Annotated in this window: 26 protein-coding genes, 4 tRNA genes and 1 pseudogene; 12 read left to right on the top strand and 19 right to left on the bottom strand. The window is 68.8% G+C overall.

The window, feature by feature from the left end; translation table 11 throughout:
• Positions 1–85 precede the first annotated feature (85 nt).
• Both QRN40_RS14740 and QRN40_RS14735 read left to right on the top strand, forming a co-directional pair.
• A complete protein-coding gene (locus QRN40_RS14740; protein ID WP_285116475.1) occupies positions 86–2,365 on the top strand; it encodes a cell wall-binding repeat-containing protein in 2,280 nt (759 codons plus the stop codon).
• 43 nt (positions 2,366–2,408) lie between these two features.
• Complete coding sequence (locus QRN40_RS14735; protein WP_285116474.1) at positions 2,409–2,912, top strand: DUF2127 domain-containing protein; 504 nt, start codon at positions 2,409–2,411, stop codon at positions 2,910–2,912.
• Positions 2,913–2,942: 30 nt separating this feature from the next.
• Here QRN40_RS14735 and QRN40_RS14730 read toward each other — a convergent pair whose 3' ends face one another.
• From QRN40_RS14730 to QRN40_RS14715, 4 genes and pseudogenes are all read right to left on the bottom strand, one after another.
• Positions 2,943–3,497, bottom strand: coding sequence for a DUF6036 family nucleotidyltransferase (locus tag QRN40_RS14730; protein ID WP_350224762.1), 555 nt, complete (start codon positions 3,495–3,497; stop codon positions 2,943–2,945).
• On the bottom strand, positions 3,494–4,069 hold the full coding sequence (locus QRN40_RS14725) for a helix-turn-helix domain-containing protein (protein WP_285116472.1): 576 nt from the start codon (positions 4,067–4,069) through the stop codon (positions 3,494–3,496). The genes QRN40_RS14730 and QRN40_RS14725 overlap by 4 nt, the downstream gene beginning before the upstream one ends.
• Positions 4,070–4,143: 74 nt before the next feature.
• A pseudogene (locus tag QRN40_RS14720) lies at positions 4,144–4,674 on the bottom strand (alpha/beta fold hydrolase); the annotation flags it as partial.
• Positions 4,675–4,894: 220 nt separating this feature from the next.
• Positions 4,895–5,032, bottom strand: coding sequence for a hypothetical protein (locus QRN40_RS14715; protein WP_285116470.1), 138 nt, complete (start codon positions 5,030–5,032; stop codon positions 4,895–4,897).
• A gap of 195 nt (positions 5,033–5,227) precedes the next feature.
• On the opposite strand from QRN40_RS14715, the gene QRN40_RS14710 reads away from it, so the two are divergent.
• The gene (locus QRN40_RS14710; RefSeq protein ID WP_285116468.1) at positions 5,228–5,674 is read left to right on the top strand and encodes a GNAT family N-acetyltransferase; all 447 of its coding nucleotides are present in this window, start codon (positions 5,228–5,230) and stop codon (positions 5,672–5,674) included.
• Positions 5,675–5,761: 87 nt separating this feature from the next.
• On the opposite strand, the gene QRN40_RS14705 is transcribed toward QRN40_RS14710, so the two are convergent.
• Entirely contained in the window at positions 5,762–6,211 is a 450-nt protein-coding gene (locus tag QRN40_RS14705) for a DUF1931 family protein (protein WP_285116467.1), read from the bottom strand.
• Between the two features lie 199 nt (positions 6,212–6,410).
• On the opposite strand from QRN40_RS14705, the gene QRN40_RS14700 reads away from it, so the two are divergent.
• Complete coding sequence (locus QRN40_RS14700) at positions 6,411–6,896, top strand: GyrI-like domain-containing protein (protein ID WP_285116466.1); 486 nt, start codon at positions 6,411–6,413, stop codon at positions 6,894–6,896.
• Between the two features lie 83 nt (positions 6,897–6,979).
• On the opposite strand, the gene QRN40_RS14695 is transcribed toward QRN40_RS14700, so the two are convergent.
• The 3 genes from QRN40_RS14695 to QRN40_RS14685 form a co-directional block, all read right to left on the bottom strand.
• Positions 6,980–7,051 (bottom strand) — tRNA-Val (locus QRN40_RS14695).
• Positions 7,052–7,077: 26 nt separating this feature from the next.
• A tRNA-Cys gene (locus QRN40_RS14690) sits at positions 7,078–7,148 on the bottom strand.
• 68 nt (positions 7,149–7,216) lie between these two features.
• Positions 7,217–7,289 (bottom strand) — tRNA-Gly (locus QRN40_RS14685).
• Between the two features lie 169 nt (positions 7,290–7,458).
• Here QRN40_RS14685 and QRN40_RS14680 point away from each other — a divergent pair.
• Positions 7,459–7,534: transfer RNA gene (locus QRN40_RS14680), tRNA-Val, on the top strand.
• A 50-nt stretch (positions 7,535–7,584) separates the two neighbouring features.
• Here the strand turns inward: QRN40_RS14680 and QRN40_RS14675 are convergent.
• Positions 7,585–7,920, bottom strand: coding sequence for a hypothetical protein (locus tag QRN40_RS14675; protein ID WP_285116465.1), 336 nt, complete (start codon positions 7,918–7,920; stop codon positions 7,585–7,587).
• On the opposite strand from QRN40_RS14675, the gene QRN40_RS18555 reads away from it, so the two are divergent.
• Positions 7,867–7,998, top strand: a complete 132-nt coding sequence (locus QRN40_RS18555) for a LuxR C-terminal-related transcriptional regulator (RefSeq protein ID WP_350224771.1) — start codon at positions 7,867–7,869, stop codon at positions 7,996–7,998. The two genes, QRN40_RS14675 and QRN40_RS18555, sit on opposite strands and share 54 nt — an antisense overlap.
• Positions 7,999–8,214: 216 nt before the next feature.
• On the top strand, positions 8,215–8,442 hold the full coding sequence (locus QRN40_RS14670; RefSeq protein ID WP_285116463.1) for a hypothetical protein: 228 nt from the start codon (positions 8,215–8,217) through the stop codon (positions 8,440–8,442).
• 77 nt (positions 8,443–8,519) lie between these two features.
• On the opposite strand, the gene QRN40_RS14665 is transcribed toward QRN40_RS14670, so the two are convergent.
• From QRN40_RS14665 to QRN40_RS14640, 6 genes are all read right to left on the bottom strand, one after another.
• Positions 8,520–8,867: a hypothetical protein gene (locus QRN40_RS14665; RefSeq protein ID WP_285116462.1), complete on the bottom strand. Its 348-nt coding sequence runs from the start codon at positions 8,865–8,867 to the stop codon at positions 8,520–8,522.
• Positions 8,868–8,980: 113 nt separating this feature from the next.
• On the bottom strand, positions 8,981–9,478 hold the full coding sequence (locus QRN40_RS14660) for a type II toxin-antitoxin system PemK/MazF family toxin (RefSeq protein WP_285117504.1): 498 nt from the start codon (positions 9,476–9,478) through the stop codon (positions 8,981–8,983).
• On the bottom strand, positions 9,402–10,646 hold the full coding sequence (locus QRN40_RS14655; RefSeq protein WP_285116459.1) for an ammonium transporter: 1,245 nt from the start codon (positions 10,644–10,646) through the stop codon (positions 9,402–9,404). The genes QRN40_RS14660 and QRN40_RS14655 overlap by 77 nt, the downstream gene beginning before the upstream one ends.
• Positions 10,647–10,758: 112 nt before the next feature.
• The gene (locus tag QRN40_RS14650; protein ID WP_285116458.1) at positions 10,759–12,042 is read right to left on the bottom strand and encodes an ammonium transporter; all 1,284 of its coding nucleotides are present in this window, start codon (positions 12,040–12,042) and stop codon (positions 10,759–10,761) included.
• A 244-nt stretch (positions 12,043–12,286) separates the two neighbouring features.
• Positions 12,287–12,721: a SufE family protein gene (locus QRN40_RS14645; protein WP_285116457.1), complete on the bottom strand. Its 435-nt coding sequence runs from the start codon at positions 12,719–12,721 to the stop codon at positions 12,287–12,289.
• A gap of 34 nt (positions 12,722–12,755) precedes the next feature.
• Complete coding sequence (locus tag QRN40_RS14640) at positions 12,756–13,655, bottom strand: sulfurtransferase (RefSeq protein WP_285116456.1); 900 nt, start codon at positions 13,653–13,655, stop codon at positions 12,756–12,758.
• A 137-nt stretch (positions 13,656–13,792) separates the two neighbouring features.
• Here QRN40_RS14640 and zapE point away from each other — a divergent pair, with 137 nt between their 5' ends.
• The gene (zapE, locus tag QRN40_RS14635) at positions 13,793–14,848 is read left to right on the top strand and encodes a cell division protein ZapE (protein ID WP_285116455.1); all 1,056 of its coding nucleotides are present in this window, start codon (positions 13,793–13,795) and stop codon (positions 14,846–14,848) included.
• Between the two features lie 77 nt (positions 14,849–14,925).
• On the opposite strand, the gene QRN40_RS14630 is transcribed toward zapE, so the two are convergent.
• The gene (locus tag QRN40_RS14630) at positions 14,926–16,194 is read right to left on the bottom strand and encodes an alpha/beta hydrolase family protein (RefSeq protein ID WP_285116454.1); all 1,269 of its coding nucleotides are present in this window, start codon (positions 16,192–16,194) and stop codon (positions 14,926–14,928) included.
• 101 nt (positions 16,195–16,295) lie between these two features.
• Between QRN40_RS14630 and QRN40_RS14625 the strand changes: the two genes are divergently transcribed.
• From QRN40_RS14625 to QRN40_RS14610, 4 genes are all read left to right on the top strand, one after another.
• Positions 16,296–16,907, top strand: a complete 612-nt coding sequence (locus QRN40_RS14625; RefSeq protein ID WP_285116453.1) for a DUF3000 domain-containing protein — start codon at positions 16,296–16,298, stop codon at positions 16,905–16,907.
• The gene (locus QRN40_RS14620) at positions 16,900–18,096 is read left to right on the top strand and encodes an HRDC domain-containing protein (RefSeq protein ID WP_285116452.1); all 1,197 of its coding nucleotides are present in this window, start codon (positions 16,900–16,902) and stop codon (positions 18,094–18,096) included. Before QRN40_RS14625 ends, QRN40_RS14620 begins: the two co-directional genes overlap by 8 nt.
• A 73-nt stretch (positions 18,097–18,169) precedes the next feature.
• Positions 18,170–19,378 carry a thiolase family protein gene (locus tag QRN40_RS14615; protein WP_285116451.1) on the top strand — a complete coding sequence of 403 codons (1,209 nt, stop codon included), beginning with the start codon at positions 18,170–18,172 and terminating at the stop codon, positions 19,376–19,378.
• A gap of 6 nt (positions 19,379–19,384) precedes the next feature.
• Positions 19,385–21,523 (top strand): 3-hydroxyacyl-CoA dehydrogenase NAD-binding domain-containing protein, encoded by a 2,139-nt coding sequence (locus tag QRN40_RS14610; RefSeq protein ID WP_285116450.1) that lies wholly within the window; start codon positions 19,385–19,387, stop codon positions 21,521–21,523.
• A gap of 71 nt (positions 21,524–21,594) precedes the next feature.
• Here the strand turns inward: QRN40_RS14610 and QRN40_RS14605 are convergent, their stop codons facing one another.
• The 3 genes from QRN40_RS14605 to dxs all read right to left on the bottom strand — a co-directional run bounded on the left by QRN40_RS14605 (position 21,595) and on the right by dxs (position 25,064).
• The gene (locus QRN40_RS14605; protein ID WP_285116449.1) at positions 21,595–22,575 is read right to left on the bottom strand and encodes an aldo/keto reductase; all 981 of its coding nucleotides are present in this window, start codon (positions 22,573–22,575) and stop codon (positions 21,595–21,597) included.
• Between the two features lie 179 nt (positions 22,576–22,754).
• Positions 22,755–22,973 carry a MerR family transcriptional regulator gene (locus QRN40_RS14600; RefSeq protein ID WP_285116448.1) on the bottom strand — a complete coding sequence of 73 codons (219 nt, stop codon included), beginning with the start codon at positions 22,971–22,973 and terminating at the stop codon, positions 22,755–22,757.
• 138 nt (positions 22,974–23,111) lie between these two features.
• Positions 23,112–25,064, bottom strand: coding sequence for a 1-deoxy-D-xylulose-5-phosphate synthase (dxs, locus tag QRN40_RS14595; RefSeq protein ID WP_285116447.1), 1,953 nt, complete (start codon positions 25,062–25,064; stop codon positions 23,112–23,114).
• Between the last annotated feature and the right edge of the window lie 46 nt (positions 25,065–25,110).

Here is a 25,110-nt window from a genome sequence, read left to right as displayed (position 1 = left end):
GCGTCATCGCACCAGGAGCGAACCCGAAGCGCATCCGAACCCCCCACCCCCGACCAGGTGCCTGCGTTTGAAGGAGCAACTGTCGATGTCCGCAATCACGCGACTCATCCTGCCTGCCGTCGTCGCGACGGCGGCTCTCACCGCGTTCACGGTGCTTCCGGCATCGGCCGCGCCCGCCGATCCTGCGCCCACCGCGGCCGCGACGGCCCAGCCTGCCGCGACGGCCGATCCGACGCCGTCGGGCAGCGCGACACCGGCGCCGGTGAGCACGCAGGCTCCGACGCCGTCCGCGACGCCGACGCCGTCCGCCCTCCCGGCACCGTCCGCCGCCGCGACGCCCGCGACCGACGGCGAGCCGACGCTCGCGGAGATGAACACGGCGCGCGACCATGCGATGGGCTCGACCGTCCCGCAAGAGGATCGGGGAACCCAGCCGGGGCTCAGCGCCCGCGCCGCCGTCTCGGGCGTGCTCGGGATGGACGTGAGCGGCTGGCAGCCGAACGTCAACTGGCCGCAGCAGTACGCCAACGGCGCGCGCTTCGTCTACATCAAGGCCACCGAGGGCACGGACTACCGCAGCAGCCAGTTCCCCAGCCAGTACAACGGCTCTGCCGCCGCCGGACTCATCCGCGGCGCCTATCACTTCGCCTCGCCGAACACGAGCGACGGCGCCACCCAGGCCCGCTACTTCGTCGCCAACGGAGGCGGCTGGTCCCCTGACGGCCGCACCCTCCCGCCGCTGCTCGACATCGAGTACAACCCCTACACGGCGACCGACCACACGAACTCCTGCTGGGGCCTCAGCGCCGGGCAGATGCAGTCGTGGATCTCGGCCTTCGTCTCCACCGTCCGCAGCCTGACCGGCGTCAACCCGGCCATCTACTCCACCACCAACTGGTGGAACACCTGCACCGGCTCCGCGAGCACCTTCGGCGCGTATCCGCTGTTCGTCGCCTGCTACTGCTCGGGGGTCAACTCCATCCCGGCCAGCTGGCTGAACTGGACGATGTGGCAGTACGCCGACGCCGGGACGTTCCCGGGCGACCAGGACGTCTTCAACGGGAGCTACGCCCAGCTGCAGCAGTTCGCCTTCGGCGGAAGCAACCGGCCCCCGCTCGGCGCCTACGACACGGCGAGCGTGTCCTCCGGGCAGCCGTTCACCGTCACCGGATGGTCCTTCGATCAGACGAACCTCAAGGTGGCCGTGCAGGTGCGCATCGACTGGAGCACGCCCGCGGGCAACAGCACGACGACCGTCAGCGCCGGACTGTCGCGCCCCGACGTCGGTGCCGCCTACCCCGCAGCCGGCGGCTCGCACGGCTTCACCACGTCGGTCCCGTGGAGCGGACCGGGACAGTACGGCGCGTGCGTGACCGCGCTCGCGCTCCCCGGCGGCACGGCCGGCAACGCCTCGCTCGGCTGCCGGACCGCGTTCACCTCGCCGGCGACCGCCGTCGCCCCGGCCTCGCAGCGCCTGGCCGGATCCGACCGCTTCGAGACCGCCGTGTCGATCTCGCGCGACCGCTACCCCTCGGCCGGCGTCCCGGTCGCCTACGTCGCCTCCGGCCTCGACTACCCGGACGCGCTGGCCGCAGCCCCGGCCGCCGCGGCACAGCACGGTCCCGTGCTGCTGACGACCGGCTCCAGCGTCCCGCCGTCGACGCTCGCCGAGCTGCAGCGCCTGAAGCCGCAGAAGATCGTCGTGGTCGGCGGCACCAGCGCGGTCGGACCGAACGCGACCGCCCAGCTGTCCGCGGTCGCCCCCGTGACGCGCGTCGGCGGCAGCGACCGCTACGAGACGGCGCAGGCCATCGCGGCGTACGCGTTCCCCGGTGCGACGAAGGCATACGTGGCGACCGGCTTCGGCTTCGCCGACGCCCTCTCCGCCGGTCCCGTCGCGGCCAAGCTGGGCGCCCCGCTGCTGCTCGTCGGCACGCCCACCCTCGACGCCGGCACCGCCCGCTTCTTCGCCACTCACTCCATCCGCCAGGTGACGATCGTCGGCGGCACCGGCGTGGTCGCCGCATCCTGGGCTCAGGGCGCGCAGGCGGCCGGACTCGCGGTCACCCGCGTCGGCGGCTCGAGCCGCTTCGAGACCTCCACGCAGATCACCGCGACGGCCTTCGGCAGCAACAGCAGCACGAACGTCTACATCGCCTCGGGAGTGAACTGGCCGGATGCCCTGGTTGCGGCGGCCGCGGCCGGCTCGGTCCCCAAGCCGCTTCTGCTCAGCAACACCGGCTGCGTGCCGCGCACGGTCGGCGACCAGCTCGTCCGCCTCGGCACGAGCTCGCTGAAGGTCGTCGGAGGCACGAGCGCGCTCACCTCAGACGTCAACGGCCTGGCCGTCTGCTTCGTCGGCTGAGAACGGTGCGCGCCGCTCAGCGGCGGCGCGTACCGTGCTCGTCGTGAGCACGAAGTCCCATAGCCTCCTCGATCGCACCTTCTTCGTCAGCCTGGTGCTGAAGGGGCTCGACGGCGTCCTGGAGCTGCTGGCCGGCGTCGCGCTGCTCTTCATCAGTCCGGACAAGATCGCCGCGGTGACGCGTGCGCTGACGCTCCACGAACTCCACGAGGACCCGCACGACCCCATCGCGAACGCGCTGGTCCGCTACACGAGCAGCCTCAGCGTCTCGGCGACGCTGTTCGGGGCGATCTACCTCCTGGCGCACGGAGTGGTGAAGGTGATCCTGGTCCTCGCCGTGCTGCGCGGAAAGCTGTGGGCGTACCCGTGGCTGATCGGCTTCCTGGTCGCGTTCATCGGCTACCAGGCGTACGAACTGGTGGTGCACTTTTCGTGGGGCCTCGCGGCGCTCACCGCGTTCGACATCTTCATCGTGGTGCTGACGGTGCGCGAGTACCGGCTGCACCGGCGCGCGGCGGCGGAGGTGGCGCAAGCGCGGGAGGCGTAGGGGCGCGTCGAGCGACGGGACGCGGGGTAGCTAGGACGTTGTGCCGGGCATGCCCAGGACCGCCTCTGCCAGCCACAGGTACGACTGCCGAGAGTCAGGCAACTCGATCGAGTCCTCTCCGTAGACCTCGAACGCGATGTCCACGAGCTGTTCAGGGTCCCTGATGCCCGCATGCCGGGCGAGGATGCGTAGGTCGTGGAGGTCTTGGTCTCGCGCGGCCGCAAGCTTCATCGCGATCAGCTGCTCAGTGGACGCGAGAATCACCTGGAAACCGTCAGCGTCCGGAGACGGCGGGTCGACCCGGAGCCACGGTGCGCCGTGCGCATTGATCCAATCGACCTCGAGCCCGTGCTCCACTGCCAGCTGCGCGATCACTTCGTCTACTTGGGGTCTCGGCTCGTACACAGCGTCGATATCGGAGGTCACACGGATCGACGGGTCATCGGGGAAGCGCAACGCCATGGCCGCGCCGCCGACGATGCGGATGTGCCCGCTCACTCCCCCACGACGCAGGCGACGGACCAGCTCGTCGAGAAGCTCGCGGAGCGCTTGCGGGTCGAGTTGCGACCGTGGAACCCTACTCACGCGCGCGACAGCGATCGCTCGTCGATGAAGATATTCAATCGTCTGAGTTCCAGAGGAGTCGTCACCTTCGCGCGCTCGCGCAGCGGCTCGAACTGCGAGACGAACCACGGCCGGGACAGCCGTTGCGGGCTGGCCCATGCAGGTTTGTCCTTTTCCGGGATGGCCTGTCCATACAGCGCGCCAAACAGTGTCTCCCATTTGCGATCCTTGATCACGGAAACTCTGGCCGCATCCGCTGTCCCGAACTCATTCCGGCGCGTGGTGACGGCTTGGACTGCGCGCGTGAGAAGGCGCAGAGCCAGGTCTTCGCGTCCCGAGTCGAGGGCCGCATTGATGTCGTCGGTGACCGCCTCCGCCCCGTACCGCTGAAGCGGTCGGTCATCGGTCGCGGAATAGCCGACATTGAGGCCCATGGCCCCCAGGGCTCGCTCGAGCGACTCCAGGCGGATGGTCCCCTCCCGCTCCGACCGCTCCAGCTGAGAGATCGCCGCCGGCGTCACACCGAGCCGAGCCGCCAGCTCGGCACCAGTGACTCCGAGGCGAAGCCGGGTGGCCTGAATAAGGTTTGCCATGTGCATGAGTTTAGCTATACCTAAACTTGCGCACAACACAGAGGTGGCGCAAGCGACGGCGGCGCAGAGCGGCGTCAGCTCTGCGGCGGCCTGAGCGCCGCCCAGAACGCTTCGAAGTGCGTTCGCCAGACGGCGTGCTTCGCACCTGCGATGCTGACGACCTCGACGCCACGACCACTCAGCTCGTCAGCGACATCCGGTGTGACGTAGTCGCTTGGTTCTGCGCAGATCACGAGCGATCGAGCCGGAGGCCACCACTCACCGCCAGGTCCGGCTGCGATGGCAGCCGCGGTGGCCGCATCGAACTGCTCGGCCGCACGCGCTTCGACCTCTACATCCTGTACCGTGAACTCCGGCCGCGACGCCAGTCGATCCGCGGTACGGGCTGACGCTTCAGCCTCGTACTCGCGACGCGTCTGCTCGAAGTCATGGCCACCTCGAGACGAGAACGGCGCATCGACGAACACGAACCGTTTCGCTTCGATTCGCTGCGAGGCGGCCGCGAGAACCAGACCGCCGAACGAGTGGCCGATCGCGACGTCGAAGCCATCGCTGCCGTCGAGGGCGGCCGCGGCGACGTCCCGCGCGACGGATTCAACAGTGGCGGTGTGGTCCGGCTCCGAGTGCCTTCAGCGGCCTGGCGCTGACCGTTGTCCTCGCCGCGGTCGGTCTCTATTCGCTCTACTGGGTGATCCGACGCGCGGTCGCCGCAGGTATCCGGGATGCCGCCGGGGCCGGTCCGGCGGACGAAGAGACCCCCTCATGACCACGGCGCTGTTGTCGGAGTGAGCGAATCGCAGCTAGGGCGGCAGCAATCGGTGGGAGCTACGCGCCGCGTTTGGCCATCCAGCGGAAAAGAAAGAACGCCCCGCCTCCCACAACGACCAGCGCGATACCCATCACCAGGTAAAGGGCGCCACTCCGAGGGTTGAAGGCAATCCCCAGCGCGCCGCTGATCGCCATGAAGACCCCGACCGCTAGCGCAACCCACGGCAGCGTTTCCCGCAGTGGGTTGAAGCGCAGCCTTCTGAAGCGCTTGGGAGTGGTCGACTTATCTCGGAGGAACGTAATGCAGCCTTTTCGTCAGTGACCACCCGAACATAGTCCTCTCCCGCGGCTCGCGAACCTTCCACAAGGAACCGCCGATACGCTGCAGCCATGACCGACGAGATCCGCATCCACGTCGCTGACTCGCTCACGGACGACGACCTCGCCGCCATCGAGCGGCTCCTCCCCCAGCTGTCCTCGACGGCGACCTTCGACCGCAGCCGCCTCGAGTCGATGCTCGAGCACGACGGCACAGACCTCGTCGTCGCGCGCGAGGGCCGCCGCATCGTCGGCATGGCGACCCTCGCGTCGTTCCCCCTGCCGACCGGCGTCCGCGGCCACCTCGATGACGTCGTCGTCGACTCGGCGCTCCGCGGGCGCGGGATCGCCAGACTGTTGCTCGAGGCCGTCATCGAATTCGCGCGCGAGCGAAGGGTGAGGACGCTGGACCTGACCTCACGGCCGAGCCGTCAGTCGGCGATCCGGCTGTACGAATCCCTCGGCTTCGAACGCCGCGACTCGATGCTGATGCGGTACACCGGCGAACTGGCGCGATAACCTGCATCAACCACGAGGCGCGCGTCCATCCGGAGATGGTCCATCCACGCCACCCGACCGGCTGTGACCCCGGCACGTTCAACTGAGCTAGAGGAGCACGTCGAAGACGCGCTCGGCCTTCTCCCAGTGCTCGGTCTGCGGGTTCTTCACCTTCTCGTCGAGGATCCGGATCGTCCGGGCCACCGCCACACCGAGGCCGCCGGCTATCTGCGGGAGCCTCTCCGCCGTCTCATCGCTGTAGGAGATGTCGAGGGGAGGGCGTCGAGTCAGCTGTTCGAGGATCGCATCCATCGACACGTCCTCGTCGATCTCCTCGAACGCGTGGATCGACTCCTGCAGACCCTTCGTGATTGGGAGGTCCTGGGGCTCGAGGATGTCGCGGCCGTTGGCCTTCGCGTTCGCCACGCCCCGCAGCAGCAGGTCGTAGATCCTGTCGTTGACGAAATCGTCGAAACGTCTGAGATCGTCTTTGTCGACGTCGAGGCTGGCCGCCTGGCGGAAGAAGCGTTCGAAGTTGGCGATACCGAAGAGTTGCATGATGTCATCGCTCCCGCTGCGCCCCTCATGGGAAGCACAACAGATTCACAGTACCCCCGGCCCTGCCGCGCGGAACAGCCTCGCGCGCATCTCGGAACGCCAGAAACGACGAAGCCGCGGCGAACCGGCGGCAATGAGCCGCGGGAGATGCTCTGTCTGCCACGCTGGCCGTGAGGCGGAAGGCTCGAAGGGAGCACACATGGAGGTGGTGGACGGCCCGCGCGTCGAGTATCGAGATTCGCATCCAACGCTCGGCATCAGAGCTCGCACACCGTTTCGCGGCATGCTCGCGGAACGCGACCGCCTGCTCGCCGCTCTCATCGCCTGGTTGCAGGCCAACGGGGTCGAGCCAGAAGGCCCGTTCTTCATGAGGCTTCACACCGTCGACATGGCCGGCGACATGGACATAGAAGTCGGCGCGTTCGCGAACGCAACTGGCGACAGTACGGTCACCGAGGGCGTCATGCCCGCCGGCACCTACGTCGTCCTCCGCTATATCAACCACTCGTTGCGCGCCCACGGGCTCCTCTTCGAATGGGCGGACAATCGGGACATCCGGTTCGACTCCGCTGAAACGGACGCGGGAGCCAGCTGGGCTGCGCGATTCGAGATCTGGGTCACAGATCCGCGCACGGAGCCGCGCAAGACCCGGTGGGAGACCGAACTCGCGTTCCTCACCCGTTAGCTGTGCGGACGGACCGCGCTTGAGGTGCGCTCAACGCAGACGAGAAACGACGAAACCCCCGGTTTCCCGAGGGTTTCTCTCTGTGGGCGATACTGGGATCGAACCAGTGACCTCTTCCGTGTCAGGGAAGCGCGCTACCGCTGCGCCAATCGCCCGAGCCTGAACGCGAAGCTCAGGATCGAGGTGGATACGGGATTCGAACCCGTGTATACGGCTTTGCAGGCCGCTGCCTCGCCTCTCGGCCAATCCACCGAACGCCACAACACGGATAAAACCCGTACCGTACTTGAGAGGCCCGATCCGTGGACCGGGCCGACTCGAGCGGATGACGAGACTCGAACTCGCGACCCTCACCTTGGCAAGGTGATGCGCTACCAACTGCGCTACATCCGCATTTCGCCCCGCAGTTCCCTGCGGCACTTGAAAGACTCTATCCGATCCGCCGCCTCAAGACAAAACCGGTTACGCCGTCCGGGTGTGTCGTTCGGAGGCCCTGCGCCGATGTGCATCCGGCCCCTGGAGTCGGCTAGTATCGAATCTCGCAGCCGCTCGACGGGTGCACGGGCGATTGGCGCAGTTGGTAGCGCGCTTCCTTCACACGGAAGAGGTCATCAGTTCGAGTCTGGTATCGCCCACCACAACGAAACCCCCGGTCACGCCGGGGGTTTCGTGCGTCCGGGCCGGCGACTCACCGCCAGCCGTAGCGCGCGGCCAGCGCCCGGCGCACCGTGTCGAAGCGGCGCACGTCGAGCGCAGCGCCCTCGCGGCGCATACCCGACTGCTGCACGCGGAAGACCCGGTCGAGCCGGACGAAGCTGGGGCGGTGCCGCCCATCCCAGTTCCCCGCGCCGATGGCGAGGTAACAGGAGAACTGCTTCTCGCGTGCGCCAGGATCTCCGACCGTCTCGGCCTGACAAGCCGCGAGGTCGAGATCCTCGACGCGTTGAGCACCGGCGCCACCGCGGCCGCAATCGCGTACCGGCTCGGGGTGAGCGCCTCGACAGTGAACAAGCACCTGGAGCACGCCTACACCAAACTTGGAGCGCACGACCGAGTGACTGCACTGAGCGCCGCACGGGAGCACGGCATCATCAGTCGATGACCATTCGGTGTGTCTCCGACATAGCCAAACCTGCCTGTTCAACCGGCACCGCTGGCATACAGAGACCACGCCGGACGGCACCCGCTATCAACGCTGCATCAGGTGCGGCAAGGACAAGGACAAGGACGAGGACGAGGACGAGGACCTGAACATCTCCGTCGACATTTTCTAGAGCACGAGCTCGCGCAACGGTGTCACGGAGTACAGTCGCGTCTCGTGATCGACCCGACGACGCGCCGTCCCGAGTATTGGCGGAACTTCGCGTTCCTGTTCGCCGCGGTGATGGTGCTCAATCTGGTCGGCGGCATCATCTTGGTCCTCCTCGGGAGCATGAGCGGGTGGATCAACGTCGCGCTTGGTCTGCTTTTCACCGCCCAGACGGTGATGTACTTCCGGTACTGGCGGAGGGCCAAACGCGAAGACGTAGAGTCGCGGCAATCATGAGCGCGACGATCCTCGCCAGGCAGTAGGCGGGCATCGGATGCCTTGGCGACGGTTCGCTTCTCGGACACAGCCGCGTCCTAGAGAAGTCCTCGATCGATGCTGCGGGTGGTGTGACCGAGGTCATCCTCCAGAACTCGTTCCGCTTCGGAGAGTTGGTGCAAAGCTGCCGACCCCGCGAAGGTGATGGCGGCGACGCAGGCAGACGCTGCCACCAGAACGAGCAGCCAGTACAGCGCATGCGCGACCGTCGCCTCGAGCCAGGGGTGCTCCGCGGACCTTAAAACGCCTAGCAAGCGGTCAGGTTCAGCTACGAGCGCCGGGGAGACTGCCACGCCAGCAAGACAGGCCACATACCCGGCGGCGACGAGCACGATGACCAGAGCCGGTAAAGCGCGGCCGACCGCTCCGGCACCCCGTTGCATCATTCAACCTCCTCGCTGGCCGGAGCGTAGCAAAGGCATCTCGGTGGTGCCCGATGCTCGCCCACCACGACAAAACCGCCGTCAAACCGGGGGTTTCGTGCATTCCGGCGGGCGACTCACCGCCAGCCGTAGCGGGCGGCCAGCGCCCGGCGCACCGTGTCGAAGCGGCGCACGTCGAGCGCAGCGCCTTCCCGACGCATGCCCGACTGCTGAACGCGGAACACCCGGTCGAGCCGCACGAAGCTGGGCCGGTGCCGCCCATCCCAGTCCCCCGCGCCGATGGCGAGGTACTCGGGCCTGCCGGGGTGCTCCTGGCTGGTCAGCGCGACGGCCAGCACCGCGCCGGACGGCTCGGAGGCGACGACGAGCACCGGGCGGTCCTTCCCGCGACCGTCCGCCTCCTCGTAGGGCACCCACGTCCAGACGATCTCACCGGGATCGGCGGTCCCGTCGAGGCTCGGGTTGTACGACGTGCGGATGCGGCCCAGCCTCAGCGGGTCGGCTTGAACCGTCGCTCCCCCACCGGCGCGGCCCGGCTCAGCCGGCGGACTCGCGGTTCGGTTCGGCCGGGACGGACGGAACAGCCCGGTCAGTGCCGTCAGGACGCTTCTCATCGATGCCACGGACGGCACGATAGCGGACTCGCGTCAGACCGACCGTGTAGCGCAGCGCGAGGGCGAGCAGCAACGAGACGGTCGCCGAGTACAGCAGCACCGCCATCCCGGCGATGCCCTGGGCGATGAACAGGTCGAAGTTGCCGCTGTCCACCATTCCGCTCCCGGTCGCGAACAGCCCGGGGAACAGCAGCCCGACCAGCCCGCCGACGATGGTGACCACGCACAGGGTCAACGCGGGACCGAACCGGGCGCGGGCGACCAGGTCGACCATCGTCGCGCAGGCCAGCGACGACAGCGCGCCCACGAGCATCGACCAGCCGAGAGTGAGGGCTCCGGAGGCCGCGGTCGCCGCGACGAGGCCGGCGAAGGCACCGCACAGGGCGCTGACGAGCGTCGGACGACGCAGCAGCACCGCATCAACCAGCATCCACATCAGCACGCCGGTCGCCGAGGAGAGGAACGCGCCCATCGCCATCAGCGGGGCGTAGGCGTCGAGAGAGCCCTCCGAGCCCACGATCAGGCCGAGCCAGCCGACCCACAGGAAGGCGCCGCCGATCGCCACGAGCGCCGGGCGACTGGGATGCGGCGGCAGGTGCTCGCTCCGCCCGCACGCCATGAGGACACCGACCGAGCTTCCGCCGGCCGCGACGACCACCAGCGCACCGCCGAAATCGACGACTCCGAGGCCACCGACCGCCCAGCCGTCGTCGAGGGAGAACACGCCGTACGCGACCGGCAGCACCACCAGCGGGAGCCACAGGACGGAGAACAGGATCCAGGCGCGGAGCGTCACCCGGGACGCGATGGCGACACCCACGATCCCGGTGCACAGCACGAGGACGGCGATGAGGTACCCGGCGCGCGCGGCCGGGTACGGCGACGACGCCGCAGGGTCGACGCCCGCGACCGACGCGAGCCCGACATCCGGTCGGCCGACCAGGTGCGGGATGAGGGGCGGCCCGGCGATCAGTCCGTACCCGCCGAACACGGCCAGCACGACGACGACCGCGGCGCCGACGAGGACGAAGCGGAACGAGCGCGCCGCGCGGGCACGGCCCGCCATGCCGCCGGCGAAGAAGGCGAGGCCGAGCGCCGCCAGCATCACCAGCGCGCCGCAGAAGAACAGGAGCAGCGCATCCACCTGGTCGGGTGTCGCCTGTGCCAATGTGCTCCCTCGCTCCCACATCCCCACCTCACCCTAGCGACGGCGGACACCGGAACGGGGCGCCGCCTGCTGGCGACGCCCCGTCCCGGTGCGAGATGGTCCGATGATCGGATCAGACCGTCTCGAGCGAGTAACCCTCCTCGCCGTGCACCACGGTGTCGACGCCGGCCAGCTCGTCCTCGTTCTTGATGCGGAAGCCCATCGTCTTCTGGATGACCCAGCCGATGGCGTACGCCAGCACGAACGAGTAGATCAGGACAGAGAAGGCGCCGACGGCCTGCACGCCCAGCTGGTACCAGCTGCCGCCGTACAGGAGGCTGGAGAACTCGCTCGTCGCCTCGCCCTTGCTGTTGTAGATGTGGGTGAAGCCGAAGATGCCGATCCAGAGGGTACCGATCAGACCGCCGACGAGGTGGATGCCGACCACGTCGAGCGAGTCGTCAAACCCGAGCCGGAACTTGAGGTCGACCGCCACGGCGCAGACCGCACCGGCGACCAGGCCGAGCAGGATCGCGAAGCCGGGCGTCAGGATGTTACAGGCCGGGGTGATCGCCACCAGGCCGGCGACGGCTCCGGACGCGGCACCGATCGAGGTCGGCTTGCCGTCCCGGATCTTCTCCACGATCAGCCAGCCGATGGTGGCGGCGGCGGGAGCGGCGAGGGTGTTGACCCAGGCGATGGCGGCGACACCATCGACCGCGGCCTCCGAGCCGGCGTTGAAGCCGAACCAGCCGAACCACAGGAGGGCTGCACCGAGCAGTGTCAGCGGCACGTTGTGCGGCTTGCTCATGCCCTTCTGGAAGCCGACGCGCTTGCCGAGCACCAGGGCCAGGGCCAGGCCGGCTGCACCGGCGTTGATGTGCACCGCGGTGCCACCGGCGAAGTCGTTCACGTGGAGGACGGCGGGCGCCCATCCGTCAGCCAGGTTGAACACCCAGTAGGCGACCGGGAAGTAGACGACGGTCACCCAGATGCCGGCGAACACCATCCACGAGCCGAACTTGGCGCGGTCCGCGATCGCACCCGAGATCAGGGCGACGGTGATGATCGCGAAGGTGGCCTGGAACCCGGCGAAGGCGAGGCCGCCCAGGTCGGGGGTGATGCCGTCCTTGCCCATCAGGCTGGACAGGAACCAGTCGGGCGTGCCGAGGAAGTGAGGGATGGAGGGCGGGCCGAACGCGAGGCCGTAGCCGTAGACGACCCAGAGGACACCGACGAGCGCCATCGCGCCGAAGCTCATCATCATCATGCTGATGACGCTCTTGGCGCGCACCATGCCGCCGTAGAAGAAGGCGACACCGGGGGTCATCAGCAGTACGAGGGCTGCGGCGACCAGGAGCCAGAGGGCGTTGACCGTCCCTGCCTCTGCGTAGTCCGCTGCTGTGTGGAGCACCATGCGAATTGTCTACCTCTCTGTGCTTCATCCCCGTGGGGTGAACGCGGTCCCGATCCGGGTGGGGGGCGCTTTCGGGGTGTGGCCAGTCTCGACGCGAGAGGTTTCGTCAGAGGGATGCGCGTGTTTCGCGGTTGTTACGCATGAGGGCGGCGTGTAAACACTGTGTTTCGGGATGCTGCCGATGTCCTCGGCGGTGCATCGCGGGATGCTGCGGGCCGCGATCCGGCTCCGGCGGCGCCCCGGGTCAGGCTGCGAGCTTGGTCCGCACCTGCCGCTTGGCGCGGCCGAGGAGCGCGGACATCCCGCGGAGACGCAGGGGCGAAACGGCCTGGGCGAGCCCGAGGGTCTGCGGGAAGTCGTCGGGCACGGCGAGCACCTCGTCGGTGGTCAGGCCGGCGAGGCCCTGGACGAGGATGGACGCGAAGCCGCGGGTCGTCGGAGCCTCCTCCGGCGCCGTCGCGAACAGGTGCACGATGTCGTGGTCGTCGACCTCGACGAAGATGAACACCGGCGCCTGGCACTCTTCCACCCGCTCCAGCAGGTCGGGGTGGTCGCGGTAGCGTTCGGGCAGCTCGGGCAGCTCGTCGGAGAACTCCAGCAGCAGCTGCAGGCGGTCGTTCTGCTCCAGCGCCTGGAAGTCGTCGCGGATCTCGGCGAGCGCGCCCGTCAGTTCGGTCATCCCTTAAGGCTACGTCGGATTCGACCCGGTGCGGTCAGCGGGCGGGAACGTCGCCGGGCTCTGCGCCGGTGGCGATCGGGACGCGGACGGCCGAGCCCCACTCCGTCCAGGAGCCGTCGTAGTTCTTGACGTTCTCGAAGCCGAGGAGGTGGGTCAGCACGAACCAGGTGTGGCTGGAGCGCTCCCCGATGCGGCAGTACGCGATCACATCGTCGCCAGGCCGGAGGCCGGCGCCGTCGAGGTAGACCGCTTCGAGGTCGGCTCGGCGCTTGAACGTGGCGTCCGGCGCGGCGGCGCGGGCCCACGGGACGGACTGCGCCGAGGGGATGTGACCGGCGCGGAGGGCGCCCTCGGTCGGGTAGCCGGGGATCTCCGTCCGCTCGCCGCTGTACTCCTCCGGCGAGCGCACATCGATGAGCGGCTTTCCGAAGTGGGCGAGCACGTCCTCCTTGAAGGCGCGCACCACCGAGTCGTCGCGTTGGACCACGGGGTAGTCGGCGGACGCCGGCTGCGGCACGTCGCGCGTCAGCTCGCGTCCCTCGGCGATCCACTTGTCGCGGCCGCCGTCGAGCAGGCGGACGTCTTCGTGTCCGAACAGGGTGAAGACCCACAGTGCGTAGGCGGCCCACCAGTTGTTCTTGTCGCCGTAGATCACGACGGTGGTGTCGCGCGCGATGCCCTTCGACCCCAGCAGCTCGGCGAACCGCTCGGAGCTGACGTAGTCGCGGATCACCGGGTCGTTGAGGTCGGTGTGCCAGTCGATCTTGACCGAACCGGGGATGTGCCCGGTGTCGTACAGGAGCACGTCCTCGTCCGACTCCACCACCACCAGGCCGGGTTCGCCCAGGTGCGCGGCGAGCCAGTCGGTGCTCACCAACCGCTCCGGGTGCGCGTAACCGGTGAACTCGGGCGACGGGTCGGTCTCGATGGTCATGCTGCGGTGTCCTCCAGGGGGTCGTTGCACATCGCGGGACTAGGCTGGGAGGCCTGCGACTGCTGGGAATCTACGTCCAGCGTAGGCGGCTGGGAACGGCCGCGGTAAGACTTCGACACAAAGGTGCACAACCCGCCATGACCCTGGAACAGACCGGTGCCCTGCCCCGTCTCGCCGACCGCTCGCCCGCCATCACCGGCGCGGAGATCGCCGCCAGTCTGGTGCCCCCGTCGCAGTTCGAGCGAGCGACGTTCGAGTCGTACCGGCCGGACCACGACTATCCCTCCCAGGCCGATGCCGTCTCGACCCTAAAGACGTTCGCGAAGACGTGGGAGCCGCAGCGGCCCGCCGGCCTCTTCAGCCGCAGCCGCAAAAAAGTGGACGCCATGAAGCCGGGCGTCTACCTCGACGGCGGCTTCGGCGTGGGCAAGACGCACCTCCTGGCCGCGCTGTGGCATGAGGCGCCGGGCCCGAAGTACTTCGGCACGTTCATCGAGTACACCGCGCTGGTGGGTGCGCTGGGCTATGCGGGCGCGGTCGACCTGCTGCGCGGCTCCACCCTCATCTGCATCGACGAGTTCGAGCTCGACGATCCGGGAGACACGATGATGATGACCCGGATGCTCGGTGAGCTCGTCGCATCCGGGACGCGGATCGCGGCGACCAGCAACACCCCGCCGAACGCGCTCGGTGAGGGCCGGTTCGCGGCGAGCGACTTCCTCCGCGAGATCCAGTCCCTGTCTGCGAACTTCGAGACGATCCGCATCGACGGCCTCGACTACCGTCGCCGCGACACGACCGGCGCCGCCGTGACGGTCGAACCCGCCGAGTACGAGCGCGTGGTGACGGCGATGGCCGGGCGCGGCGAGACGGTCACCAGCGACGGGTTCCAGGACCTCATCGCGCACCTGGCCACCGTGCATCCCTCCCGGTACATCAAGATGATCGACGGGGTCGATGTGATCGGGCTCGCCGGCGTGGAGGTGCTGCACGACCAGATGGCCGCGCTGCGGCTGGTGGCGTTCATCGACCGCGTCTACGACGCCGAGATCCCCATCGTGCAGACCGGTGTCGCCCTCAGCGAGGTCTTCGACGACGAGATGCTGGGCGGCGGATACCGCAAGAAGTACCTGCGTTCGATGTCGCGCATGATCGCGCTGACCGCCGGAGAGCTGCCGCCGCACGACGAGTGACGCGCCGGGCGGCGGCTCTCGTCGGAGAAAGCGGCCGGGATCTCCGACGCACCGCGGTGCGGAAGGAGATTCGGCGCTCAGGCGGCCGGATCCCCTTCGATGGGATCGGGATCTCCGACGGCAGCGACCGCAGGGGCAGCAACCGCAGCGGCGGAGGCCGCGGCCGGCACATGCTCGGCCAGCCACCCGGCGATCGCGCCCGTCCACTTGGCCTCGTCGTAGTTCCACAGCTTCGTGTGGAGCGCCGTGTCGAACGGCACCAGGGTGACGATGTCGCTGCGGGCCTCGGCGAGCGCCCGCGAGCCGGTGGAGGGGACGAAGCCGTCGTCGTCGCTGTGCAGGATCAGCATGGGCAGGCTCAACTCGGAGGCGCGCGCGACGAAGTCCATGCTGCGCAGGTCGATCGGGGCGCCCTGGCCCGTGATCGGGCCGCTCCATTCCGCCTCGATGAGTCGCATCGCGGCGCGGGTCATGACGTCCGGCAGGCGCAGCAGGTTGCCCTGGTACTCGAGGGTGTCGACCCAGTCGATGACGGGCGACTCGAGCACGATGCCGGTCACGTGCTCCAGCGACCGTGAGCGGGTGATCGTCTGCAGCACGACCGCGCCGCCCATCGACCAGCCCATGAGCACCACCGAGCGGGCGCCGTGTTCCACTGCGTAGTCGACGGCGGCCTCGATGTCGCGCCACTCCGTGCCGCCGAGGCCGTAGCGGCGATCGGCGCTCTCCGGCGCATCCCCGTCGTTGCGGTACGACGCTAGCAGCGACGTGAACCCGGCGTCATGGAAGACGCGCACGGAACGCAGCCCCTCCTGACGGGAGGCGCCCCACCCGTGCACCTGGATGGCCCACCGGCCCGAGTCCGCGTCGTCCGGCGCGGGGAACACCCAGGCGGGCGCTTGACCGAGGTCGGTGGCGATCTCCACGCTGGTGACCGGGAGCCCGAGCTCCTCCGGCTGCAGGTAGTAGTAGCCGCTGATCCGCGCCCGGCCCGCTCGCAGCTCCCCGAACTCGACGCGCTCCAGTTCGCGCGTGACGCTGCCGTCACCGAGCTCGATGAGCCCGCCGACCTTGGCGAATGACGTCTCCCCACCCCACCACAGCCCGAACCGGCCGGGCATCGCCGAATCCGCCGTGTTCCGCAGGGTGACGGTACCGAGCCCCTCGTCGAAGGAGCGGATGGTCTGGTTCTGCGGCCGACGCCGTACGGGGGTGATGACGGTGCGGGCGACCCGCGTGGTCGCCCACGCGGCCAGGCCCGCGGTCGCGAGGACCAGTCCCCCGGCGACGACCGCCGCCGTGCCGAGTGCCTTCCCGAACGCCGATCCCGTGCCGCCTGAAGCCATAGTGTGCAGCGTACCGGCGGGCGCCCGCGCGTGCCCTCAGGACTTCCTCAGGCGGCGTGCCGTACTGACAGGAGCCCGCAAAGGCTTCTAGTGTTCGAAGCGTGCCGACACCGACATCCCCACCGCAGCATCCGGCGGAGTTCGCCACGGCGCTGCAGTCCATCCGAGCCGCAGTGTCGCGTCCGGAACTCGTGATCGAAGAGATCCCCGCGCCCGCGCAGCTGGCCCCGTACTCCGTCGCGCTCGCGGCGGACGTGCGCCCGGCCCGGCACGGCAGCGACTCGGACCTCGGCACCGGACGTTTCATCCTGCTCTACGACCCGGACGAGCCGGAGGCGTGGGGCGGCCCGTTCCGCGTCGTGTGCTTCGCGCAGGCACCGCTGGAGACCGATATCGGGCTGGACCCGTTCCTCGCGGACGTCGCCTGGTCCTGGCTGGTGGATGCGCTCGATGCCCGCCACGCGCACTACACGGCCGCCAGCGGCACCGCCACCAAGATCATCTCCACCGGGTTCGGCGAGCTCGCCGCGCAGGGCGACGGTTCGCAGATCGAGCTGCGCGCCTCCTGGAGCCCTCTCGAGTCGGACGTCTCCGCGCATGTCGAGGGATGGGGCGAGCTGCTGTGCATGCTCGCGGGCCTTCCTCCGACCGGCGAGGGGGTGAGCCTGCTCAGTTCCCGGGCGGCGACGCCCAGGAAGGCACCGCGTGCCTGAATACACGGTCATCGATTCGCGCAGCAGCTACCTCTCGGCGGTCGAACGCATCGCCGCCGGAACCGGTCCCGTCGCCGTCGACGCGGAACGTGCGAGCGGCTTCCGCTACTCGCAGCGGGCGTACCTCATCCAGGTCTTCCGGCGCGGAGCCGGCACCTTCCTGTTCGACCCGCCGGCGGTCGGCCGCTTCGACGAGCTGGACGACGCCATCCACGACGAGGAGTGGGTGCTGCACGCAGCAACGCAGGACCTCACCTGCCTGCGCGAGGTCGGCCTCGACCCGTCGAGGGTCTTCGACACCGAATTGGCGGCACGACTCCTCGGGATGCCGCGCGTCGGCCTCGGGACGGTCGTGGAGGAGCTGCTCGGCATCCACCTGGCGAAGGAGCACAGCGCAGCCGACTGGTCGACGCGTCCGCTCCCCCAGCCCTGGCTCGACTACGCCGCCCTGGACGTCGAGCTGCTTCCCGATCTGCGCGACGCCATCGCCGCGCTGCTCGACGAGTCCGGGAAGATGGACATCGCGCGCCAGGAGTTCGCCGACGAGCTCGTGCGCGAGCTGGTGCCCGTGCGCAGCGAGCCCTGGCGGCGGCTGTCGGGCATCCACTCCATCCGCGGCCTGCGCAACCTCGCGGTCGCCCGCGAGCTGTGGCTGACCCGGGATGCGCTCGCACGCGAGCTGGACACCGCACCCGGCCGCCTTGTCCCGGATGCCTCCCTCACCGCTGCAGCGAAGGCGATGCCGGACAGCAAGCGGGCGCTCGCGGCGATGCGCGACTTCACCGGCCGGGCGAGCCGCTCCGAGCTCGACCGCTGGTGGAACGCGATCGAGGCGGGCCGCACCACCGACGACCTCCCCGTGCTCCGCGGGAGCGGCGACACGCTTCCCCCGCCGCGCGCGTGGTCGGACCGCAACCCCGAGGCGGATGCGCGCCTGAAGGCGGCACGGACGGCGCTCGCGACCGTCTCGGCGGAGCGCGCGATCCCGCTCGAGAACCTGCTCACTCCCGACACCCTGCGTCGCGTCGCCTGGACGCCGCCGGCCGAGATCACGCCGGAGTCCGTCGGCGAAGCGCTCGCGGCGCATGGAGCGCGGCCCTGGCAGGTTGCCGCAACCTCACAGGTGATCGCCCAGGCTTTTGTGGAAAGCACCCAAACGGCCGACGAGGGGTCCGAACCCGCTTCGTAGGAAGGATCAAACGATTCTTTTCGTGCACAGCGGTGTACCTAGGATCGTTTCCGACCTTGATTTGGGAGGCACTGTGGCCGAGAAGAACGATGTCGTGTTCGTCGACGGAGTCCGCACTCCGTTCGGACGAGCCGGCGAAAAAGGGCAGTACTGGAACACCCGCGCTGACGACCTCGTCGTGAAGGCGATGATCGACCTGATGGAGCGCAACCCGCAGGTGCCCAAGGACCGGATCGACGACGTGGCGATCGCCGCGACCACCCAGCAGGGCGACCAGGGCCTGACCCTCGGCCGCACGGCTGCGCTCCTCGCGGGCCTGCCGAAGTCGGTACCGGGATTCGCCATCGACCGGATGTGCGCGGGCGCCATGACGAGCGTCACCACGCTCGGCTCCGGCATCGCGTTCGGCGCCTACGACCTGGCGATCGCCGGCGGCGTCGAGCACATGGGCCGCCACCCGATGGGATTCGGCGCCGACCCCAACCCGCGGTTCCTCTCCGAGAAGATGGTCGCCGAGGACGCCCTCAACATGGGCATGACCGCCGAGCGCATCCACGACCGGTTCCCGGCCCTCACCAAGGAGCGCTCCGACCGCTTCGCGATGCGCAGCCAGCACAAGCTCGCCGCCGCGTACGACGCGGGCAAGATCCAGCCCGACCTGGTGACCGTCGCCATCCGTTCGGAGTCCGGCTGGGGGCTCGCCACGGAGGACGAGGGGATGCGCCCGCAGACCACCATGGAGGGTCTCGCCACGCTGAAGACCCCATTCCGGCCGCACGGCCGCGTCACCGCGGGCAACTCGTCCCCGCTGACCGACGGCGCCACCGCCAGCCTGCTCGCGTCCTCCGACGCGGTGAAGGAGTTCGGGCTGACCCCGAAGATGCGGATGGTCAGCTTCGCGTTCGCCGGCGTCGAGCCGGAGATCATGGGGATCGGTCCCGTCCCGTCGACCGAGAAGGCGCTCCACAAGGCCGGCCTCAGCATCGACGACATCGGGCTGTTCGAGCTCAACGAGGCCTTCGCCATCCAGGTGCTGTCGTTTCTCGACCACTTCGGCATCGACGACGAGGACCCCCGCGTCAACCGCTGGGGCGGCGCGATCGCGATCGGCCACCCGCTCGCGGCGAGCGGCGTGCGCCTCATGATCCAGCTGGCGGCCCAGTTCGCCGAGCACCCGGAGGTCCGCTACGGGATCACGGCGATGTGCGTCGGCCTCGGCCAGGGCGGCACCGTCATCTGGGAGAACCCGAACTACGACAAGCGCGCTGCGCGGAAGGGCTGAGCCTCAGTGACGGACTACAGCAAGATCGACTTCAGCCCGCTCGCGGACCTCACCGACGACGAGGTCGTCACCCACTCCTTCGTGAAGGATGTGCGGCTCCGCAGCGGTAAGACCCTCGCCCTGGTGACCCTCGACAACGGACGCGACCACACGCGCCCCAACACGATGGGCCCGGCGACGCTCCTGGAGCTGGGGAAGACCTTCGACGAGCTGGCCGGCCGGGCGAAGAAGGGCGAGATCGATGCGGTCGCCGTCACCGGCAAGCCGTTCATCCTCGCGGCGGGAGCCGACCTGAGCCGCGTGGGCGATATCCCGAGCGTCGAGGTCGCCAAGCTCCTCCCCCAGCTCGGCCACTACGTGCTCGGCAAGCAGGCGACCCTCGGCGTCCCGTCCTTCGTGTTCACCAACGGGCTGGCGCTCGGCGGCGGCGTGGAGATCGGCCTGAACGCCGACTACCGCACCATCGACCGCAACGCGGCGGCCTTCGCCCTCCCGGAGGTCTTCCTCGGACTCATCCCGGGCTGGGGAGGCGCGACCATCCTGCCGAACCTGATCGGCATCGAGAACGCCCTCAAGGTCGTCATCGAGAACCCGCTCAAGCAGAACCGGATGCTCAAGCCGCAGGAGGTCTTCGACCTCGGCATCGCGGACGCGATCTTCGACTCGGCGAACTTCCTGGAGGACTCGCTGAAGTGGGCCGACAAGGTGCTCACCGGCGAGGTCGTCGTGAAGCGTCCGAACGAGCCGGGCAAGATCGAGCGCATGGTGAAGTGGGATGCCGCCATCGGCATCGCGCGCAAGATGCTCGAGTCGCGCATCGGCACCGTTCCGAAGTCGCCGTACCGGGCTCTCGACCTGCTGAAGGCGGCCAAGTCGAACGACCGCGAGGCCGGATTCGCTCTGGAGGACGACGCGCTCGCCGAGCTCATCTCGGGCGACCAGTTCCAGGCGAGCATCTACGCGTTCAACCTGGTGCAGAAGCGGGCGAAGCGCCCGGCCGGCGCTCCGGACCGGAAGGTCGCGAAGAAGGTCACCAAGATCGGCGTCATCGGCGCCGGGTACATGGCCAGCCAGTTCGCGCTGCTGTTCGTCCGCCGGCTGCGGGTGCCCGTGGTGATCACCGACCTCGATCAGGCGCACGTCGACAAGGGCGTGGCGTACATCCACGACGAGATCGGCAAGCTGCAGGAGAAGGGCCGCATCTCGCCCGACGAGGCCAACCGCCTGCGCGCACTGGTCACCGGGACGACGAACAAGGCCGACTTCGCCGACTGCGACTGGGTCATCGAGGCCGTCTTCGAGGAGCTCGGCGTCAAGCAGGACGTCTTCGAGCAGGTGGAGCAGTTCATCTCCGACGACGCCGTGCTGGCGACCAACACGTCCTCGCTGTCGGTGGAGCAGATCGGCGCGAAGCTGAAGCACCCGGAGCGGCTGGTCGGCTTCCACTTCTTCACCCCGGTCGCGGTCATGCCGCTGATCGAGGTCGTGAAGACGCCGCACACCGACGAGGCGACGCTGTCCACCGCGATGGTGACGGCCGCTGCGCTCAAGAAGAATGCGGTCATCACGGCGGACACCCCCGGCTTCGTGGTCAACCGCATCCTGGCCAAGATCCTCGGGGATGCGATGCACGCGGTCGACGACGGCACGCCGTTCGAGGTGGTCGACGAGGCCATCGCGCCGCTGGGCCTGCCGATGGCGCCGTCCGCTCTGCTCGACCTCGTCGGGCTGAAGGTCGGAGCGCACGTCCTCGACACCCACCACGCGGCCTTCCCGGACCGGTTCTACCGGTCGGAGAACCTCCACAAGCTGGCCGAGTACGGCACGCTCCTGGAGAAGGACGCCAAGGGCAAGGTGAAGGGCCTCGACAAGGGCGCGGCCAAGATCGTCTCGGGCGGCAAGACCCCGTGGACGAAGGAGCAGATCCTCCGCACCCTCGAGGACGGCCTGGCCGACGAGATCCACCGGATGCTGGTCGACGACCACGTGGTCGAGGCTCCGGAGGACATCGACCTGTGCATGATCCTCGGCGCCGGCTTCCCGTTCCAGATGGGCGGCATCACGCCGTACCTCGACCGGGTCGGAGCGTCGGAGCGTGTGTTCGGCGACACGTTCCACCACCCGCCGATCAAGGGCGTCGCGTAACGCCCGGCTAGTTGACGCAACACGCCGTCCACCCTTCGGGGTGGACGGCGTGTTGCGTCAGGCAGGTGTCGTCAGCGGTTGACGCCGGACATGTCCGGGTAGCGGTCGCCGACGGGCGCGGCCACCGCGTCCAGGCGGGCGAGCTGCTCGTCGTTCAGGTGCAGCTCGGTCGCAGCGACGTTCTGCTCCAGGTTGGCCACCTTGGTGGTGCCGGGAATCGGCGCGATGTCGTCGCCCTTGGACAGCAGCCACGCGAGCGCGACCTGGCCGGGCGTCGCCCCGATCTCGCGGGCGACCCCATCCACCTGCTCCACGATCCGGATGTTCGCCTCCAGGTTGTCGCCCTCGAAGCGCGGGTTGAAGCGCCGGAAGTCGTCCTCGGACAGCTCGTCGAGCGACCGGATGGTACCGGTCAGGAAGCCGCGGCCCAGCGGCGAATACGGGACGAAGCCGATCCCGAGCTCACGCACGGTCGGCAGCACCTCCGCCTCCGGATCGCGCGTCCACAGCGAGTACTCGGTCTGGATGGCCGTCACCGGGTGGACCGCATTGGCGCGACGGATGGTCGCGGGCGCCGCCTCGGACAGGCCGTAGTGGCGGATCTTGCCCTCCTCGATCAGCTCCTTCAGCGCGCCCACGGTGTCCTCGATCGGCGTGTCCGGGTCCATCCGGTGCTGGTAGTAGAGGTCGATGTGGTCGGTCTGGAGCCGCCGCAGCGACCCTTCGACCGAGAGCCGCACGTTCTCCGGGGAGCCGTCCAGGCCGCGCTCGTCGTTCTCACGGTGCTTGAGGGTGCCGAACTTGGTCGCGATGACCACCCGGTCGCGGCGGCCGTCGGCGAACGCCTTGGCCAGCAGCTCCTCGTTCGCGTATGGCCCGTACATCTCAGCGGTGTCGAAGAAGGTGACGCCCAGCTCCATGGCCCGGTGGATGGTGCGGATCGATCCCGCCTCGTCGGCCCCCGCGCCCGTGTAGAACGCGGACATGCCCATGCAGCCGAGGCCCAGCTGCGAGACCTCCAGCTTCTCGGTTCCCAGTGCGATCGTCTTCATGCGTCGTTCCCTTCCATGACCTGACCGGTGTTGCGCTGGTACAGGTCGATCTTGTAATCGATGGCCGCCAGACTCGCCGTCATCTCCTCCACCTGCCGCACCACGGCCATCCGGTGGCGGAGCAGCAGCTCCAGCCGTTCCGGCTCCGTGACATCGCCCCGGCGGGCCAGTACGACGTACTAACGCATGGTGGCGATGGACATCGCGGTCGAGCGCAGCCGGGTGAGGAATGTCACCCAGGTGACGTCCGCCTCGGTGTAGCGCCGATGTGTGGAGGATGCGCGCTCGACGGGCGTGAGCATGAGGCCCTCACGCTCGTAGTAGCGCAGCGTGTGGGTGGTGAGTCCGGTCCTTTCGGCGACGTCGGAGATCGACATCGCCGTCCGTGTATCGGTCATACCGTCACGTTACGACTTCGAGTGCACTCCAAGTCAACCTGCCCGCACTCTCTCAGATTTGCGCCAAATCTCGGTTCTGGCGGCGCCACAACGATCATTTGGCGCAAATCTCGCGCGCGTCGGCCGGCGCACGAAGGGTCAGGCGCGGCGCTTCTTGGCCGGGACGCCCTCGTCGGAGGTGTCGTCGTCCGGGAGGGGACGCGCGATCGGGACGCGGCTGCCGAGCACCTGCGCGACGAGGTCGCGCGCGATCTTCTGCGGCGTGAGGCCCGCGTCCTCGAGGATCTGGTCGCGCGAGGCGTGGTCGATGAACGCGTCCGGGAGTCCAAGCTCGTCTACCGCCGTGTCGATGCCGGCGCCGCGGAGGTCCTGACGCACGCGCGTGCCGATGCCCCCGACCCGGATACCGTCCTCGATGGTCACGACGATGCGGTGCTCGGCGGCCAGAGTCAGGATGCTCTTCGGCACCGGAACCACCCAGCGCGGGTCGACCACGGTCGCGCCGATGCCCTGCGCGGCCAGGCGGTCGGCGACCTTCAGTCCCAGGTCTGCCATCGGGCCGACGGTGACGAGGAGCACATCCTTGCGGTCGCCCTCGCGCAGCACATCCACGCCGTCGTCGAGGCGGCGTACCGCTTCGATGTCCGGCAGCACCGCGCCCTTGGGGAAGCGCAGCACCGTGGGCGCGTCATCCACCGCGACGGCCTCAGCGAGCTCCTCGCGGAAACGGGTTCCGTCGCGCGGAGCGGCCAGCCGGATGTTCGGGACGACCTGCAGGACGGCGAGGTCCCAGATGCCGTGGTGGCTCGGCCCGTCCGGACCCGTCACCCCGGCCCGGTCGAGGACGAAGGTCACGCCCGCCTTGTGGAGCCCCACATCCATCAGCACCTGATCGAACGCGCGGTTCATGAAGGTGGCGTAGATGGCGACGACGGGATGCAACCCGCCGTAGGCGAGCCCGGCGGCGCTGGTGACCGCGTGCTGCTCGGCGATACCGACGTCGTGCACGCGCTCGGGGAAACGCTCGGCGAATTTGTGCAGGCCGGTCGGGCGCAGCATCGCGGCGGTGATGCCGACGATCTTCGGGTCCTTCTCGGCGAGGCGGACGATCTCGTCGGCGAAGACGTCCGTCCACAGCTGCTTGCTCGAGCCGTCCATCGGCTCGCCGGTCTCCGGGTCGATCTGGCCGACCGAGTGGAACTGGTCGGCGGCGTCGCGCAGGGCCGGCTCGTAGCCGCGTCCCTTCTGGGTGATCGCGTGGACGATGACGGGCGCGCCGTAGTTCTTGGCCTGGCGGAGTGCCTCCTGCATCGCCTCGATGTCGTGGCCGTGGATCGGGCCGATGTACTTGATGTCGAGGTTCGAGTAGAGCGCCTCGGTGTTGGAGAACCGGCTGAGGAAGCCGTGCAGTCCGCCGCGGACGCCGCGGTAGAACGAGCGCCCCGGGGTGCCCAGCTTGTCGAACGCGCGCTGCGAGGTGAGGTAGAGGCTGCGGTAGCTCTTGCGCGTGCGGACCGTGTTCAGGAAGCGCGCCATGCCGCCGATGGTCGGCGCGTACGAGCGGCCGTTGTCGTTGACGACGATGATCAGCTTGCGGTTGTTGTCGTCGGAGATGTTGTTAAGCGCCTCCCACGTCATGCCACCGGTGAGGGCGCCGTCACCCACGACGGCGACGACGTGGCGGTCGCTCTGGCCGGTCAGCTCGAAGGCGCGCGAGATGCCGTCGGCCCACGACAGGGACGACGACGCGTGCGAGCTCTCGACGATGTCGTGCTCCGACTCCGAGCGCTGCGGGTAGCCGGCCATGCCGCCGCGCTGTCGCAGCTGCGAGAAGTCCTGGCGGCCGGTGAGCAGCTTGTGCACGTACGACTGGTGCCCGGTGTCGAACACGACCGCGTCGCGCGGCGAGTCGAACACCCGGTGGATGGCGATGGTCGTCTCCACTACGCCCAGGTTGGGGCCCAGGTGCCCGCCGGTCTTCGACACGTTGGCGACCAGGAAGGCCCGCACCTCGGCGGCAAGCTGAACGAGCTCCCGATCCGTCAAGCGATCGAGGTCGCGGGGACCGTGGATGGTCTCGAGGATGCCCATGCTTTCGAGTCTAGGCGCGCGGATATCAAGAGAGGCTCGGAACATC

The organism is Leifsonia sp. fls2-241-R2A-40a (assembly GCF_030209575.1).
Classification (GTDB): Bacteria; Actinomycetota; Actinomycetes; order Actinomycetales; family Microbacteriaceae; genus Leifsonia.
The sequence above is the reverse complement of the archived record's forward strand: the minus strand, read 5'-3'. Positions and strand labels throughout refer to the sequence as shown.

Coding starts and splice junctions, on each gene's coding strand:
- dxs (WP_285116447.1), bottom strand. CDS start 25,064: ATGGGCATCCTCGAGACCATCCACGGTCCCCGCGACCTCGATCGCTTG.
- QRN40_RS14665 (WP_285116462.1), bottom strand. CDS start 8,867: ATGATGCAACGGGGTGCCGGAGCGGTCGGCCGCGCTTTACCGGCTCTG.
- zapE (WP_285116455.1), top strand. CDS start 13,793: ATGACCCTGGAACAGACCGGTGCCCTGCCCCGTCTCGCCGACCGCTCG.
- QRN40_RS14645 (WP_285116457.1), bottom strand. CDS start 12,721: ATGACCGAACTGACGGGCGCGCTCGCCGAGATCCGCGACGACTTCCAG.
- QRN40_RS14640 (WP_285116456.1), bottom strand. CDS start 13,655: ATGACCATCGAGACCGACCCGTCGCCCGAGTTCACCGGTTACGCGCAC.
- QRN40_RS14605 (WP_285116449.1), bottom strand. CDS start 22,575: ATGAAGACGATCGCACTGGGAACCGAGAAGCTGGAGGTCTCGCAGCTG.
- QRN40_RS14660 (WP_285117504.1), bottom strand. CDS start 9,478: ATGAGAAGCGTCCTGACGGCACTGACCGGGCTGTTCCGTCCGTCCCGG.
- QRN40_RS14715 (WP_285116470.1), bottom strand. CDS start 5,032: ATGGCGATCAGCGGCGCGCTGGGGATTGCCTTCAACCCTCGGAGTGGC.
- QRN40_RS14650 (WP_285116458.1), bottom strand. CDS start 12,042: ATGGTGCTCCACACAGCAGCGGACTACGCAGAGGCAGGGACGGTCAAC.
- QRN40_RS14710 (WP_285116468.1), top strand. CDS start 5,228: ATGACCGACGAGATCCGCATCCACGTCGCTGACTCGCTCACGGACGAC.
- QRN40_RS14740 (WP_285116475.1), top strand. CDS start 86: ATGTCCGCAATCACGCGACTCATCCTGCCTGCCGTCGTCGCGACGGCG.
- QRN40_RS14725 (WP_285116472.1), bottom strand. CDS start 4,069: ATGGCAAACCTTATTCAGGCCACCCGGCTTCGCCTCGGAGTCACTGGT.
- QRN40_RS14700 (WP_285116466.1), top strand. CDS start 6,411: ATGGAGGTGGTGGACGGCCCGCGCGTCGAGTATCGAGATTCGCATCCA.
- QRN40_RS14600 (WP_285116448.1), bottom strand. CDS start 22,973: ATGACCGATACACGGACGGCGATGTCGATCTCCGACGTCGCCGAAAGG.
- QRN40_RS14630 (WP_285116454.1), bottom strand. CDS start 16,194: ATGGCTTCAGGCGGCACGGGATCGGCGTTCGGGAAGGCACTCGGCACG.
- QRN40_RS14705 (WP_285116467.1), bottom strand. CDS start 6,211: ATGCAACTCTTCGGTATCGCCAACTTCGAACGCTTCTTCCGCCAGGCG.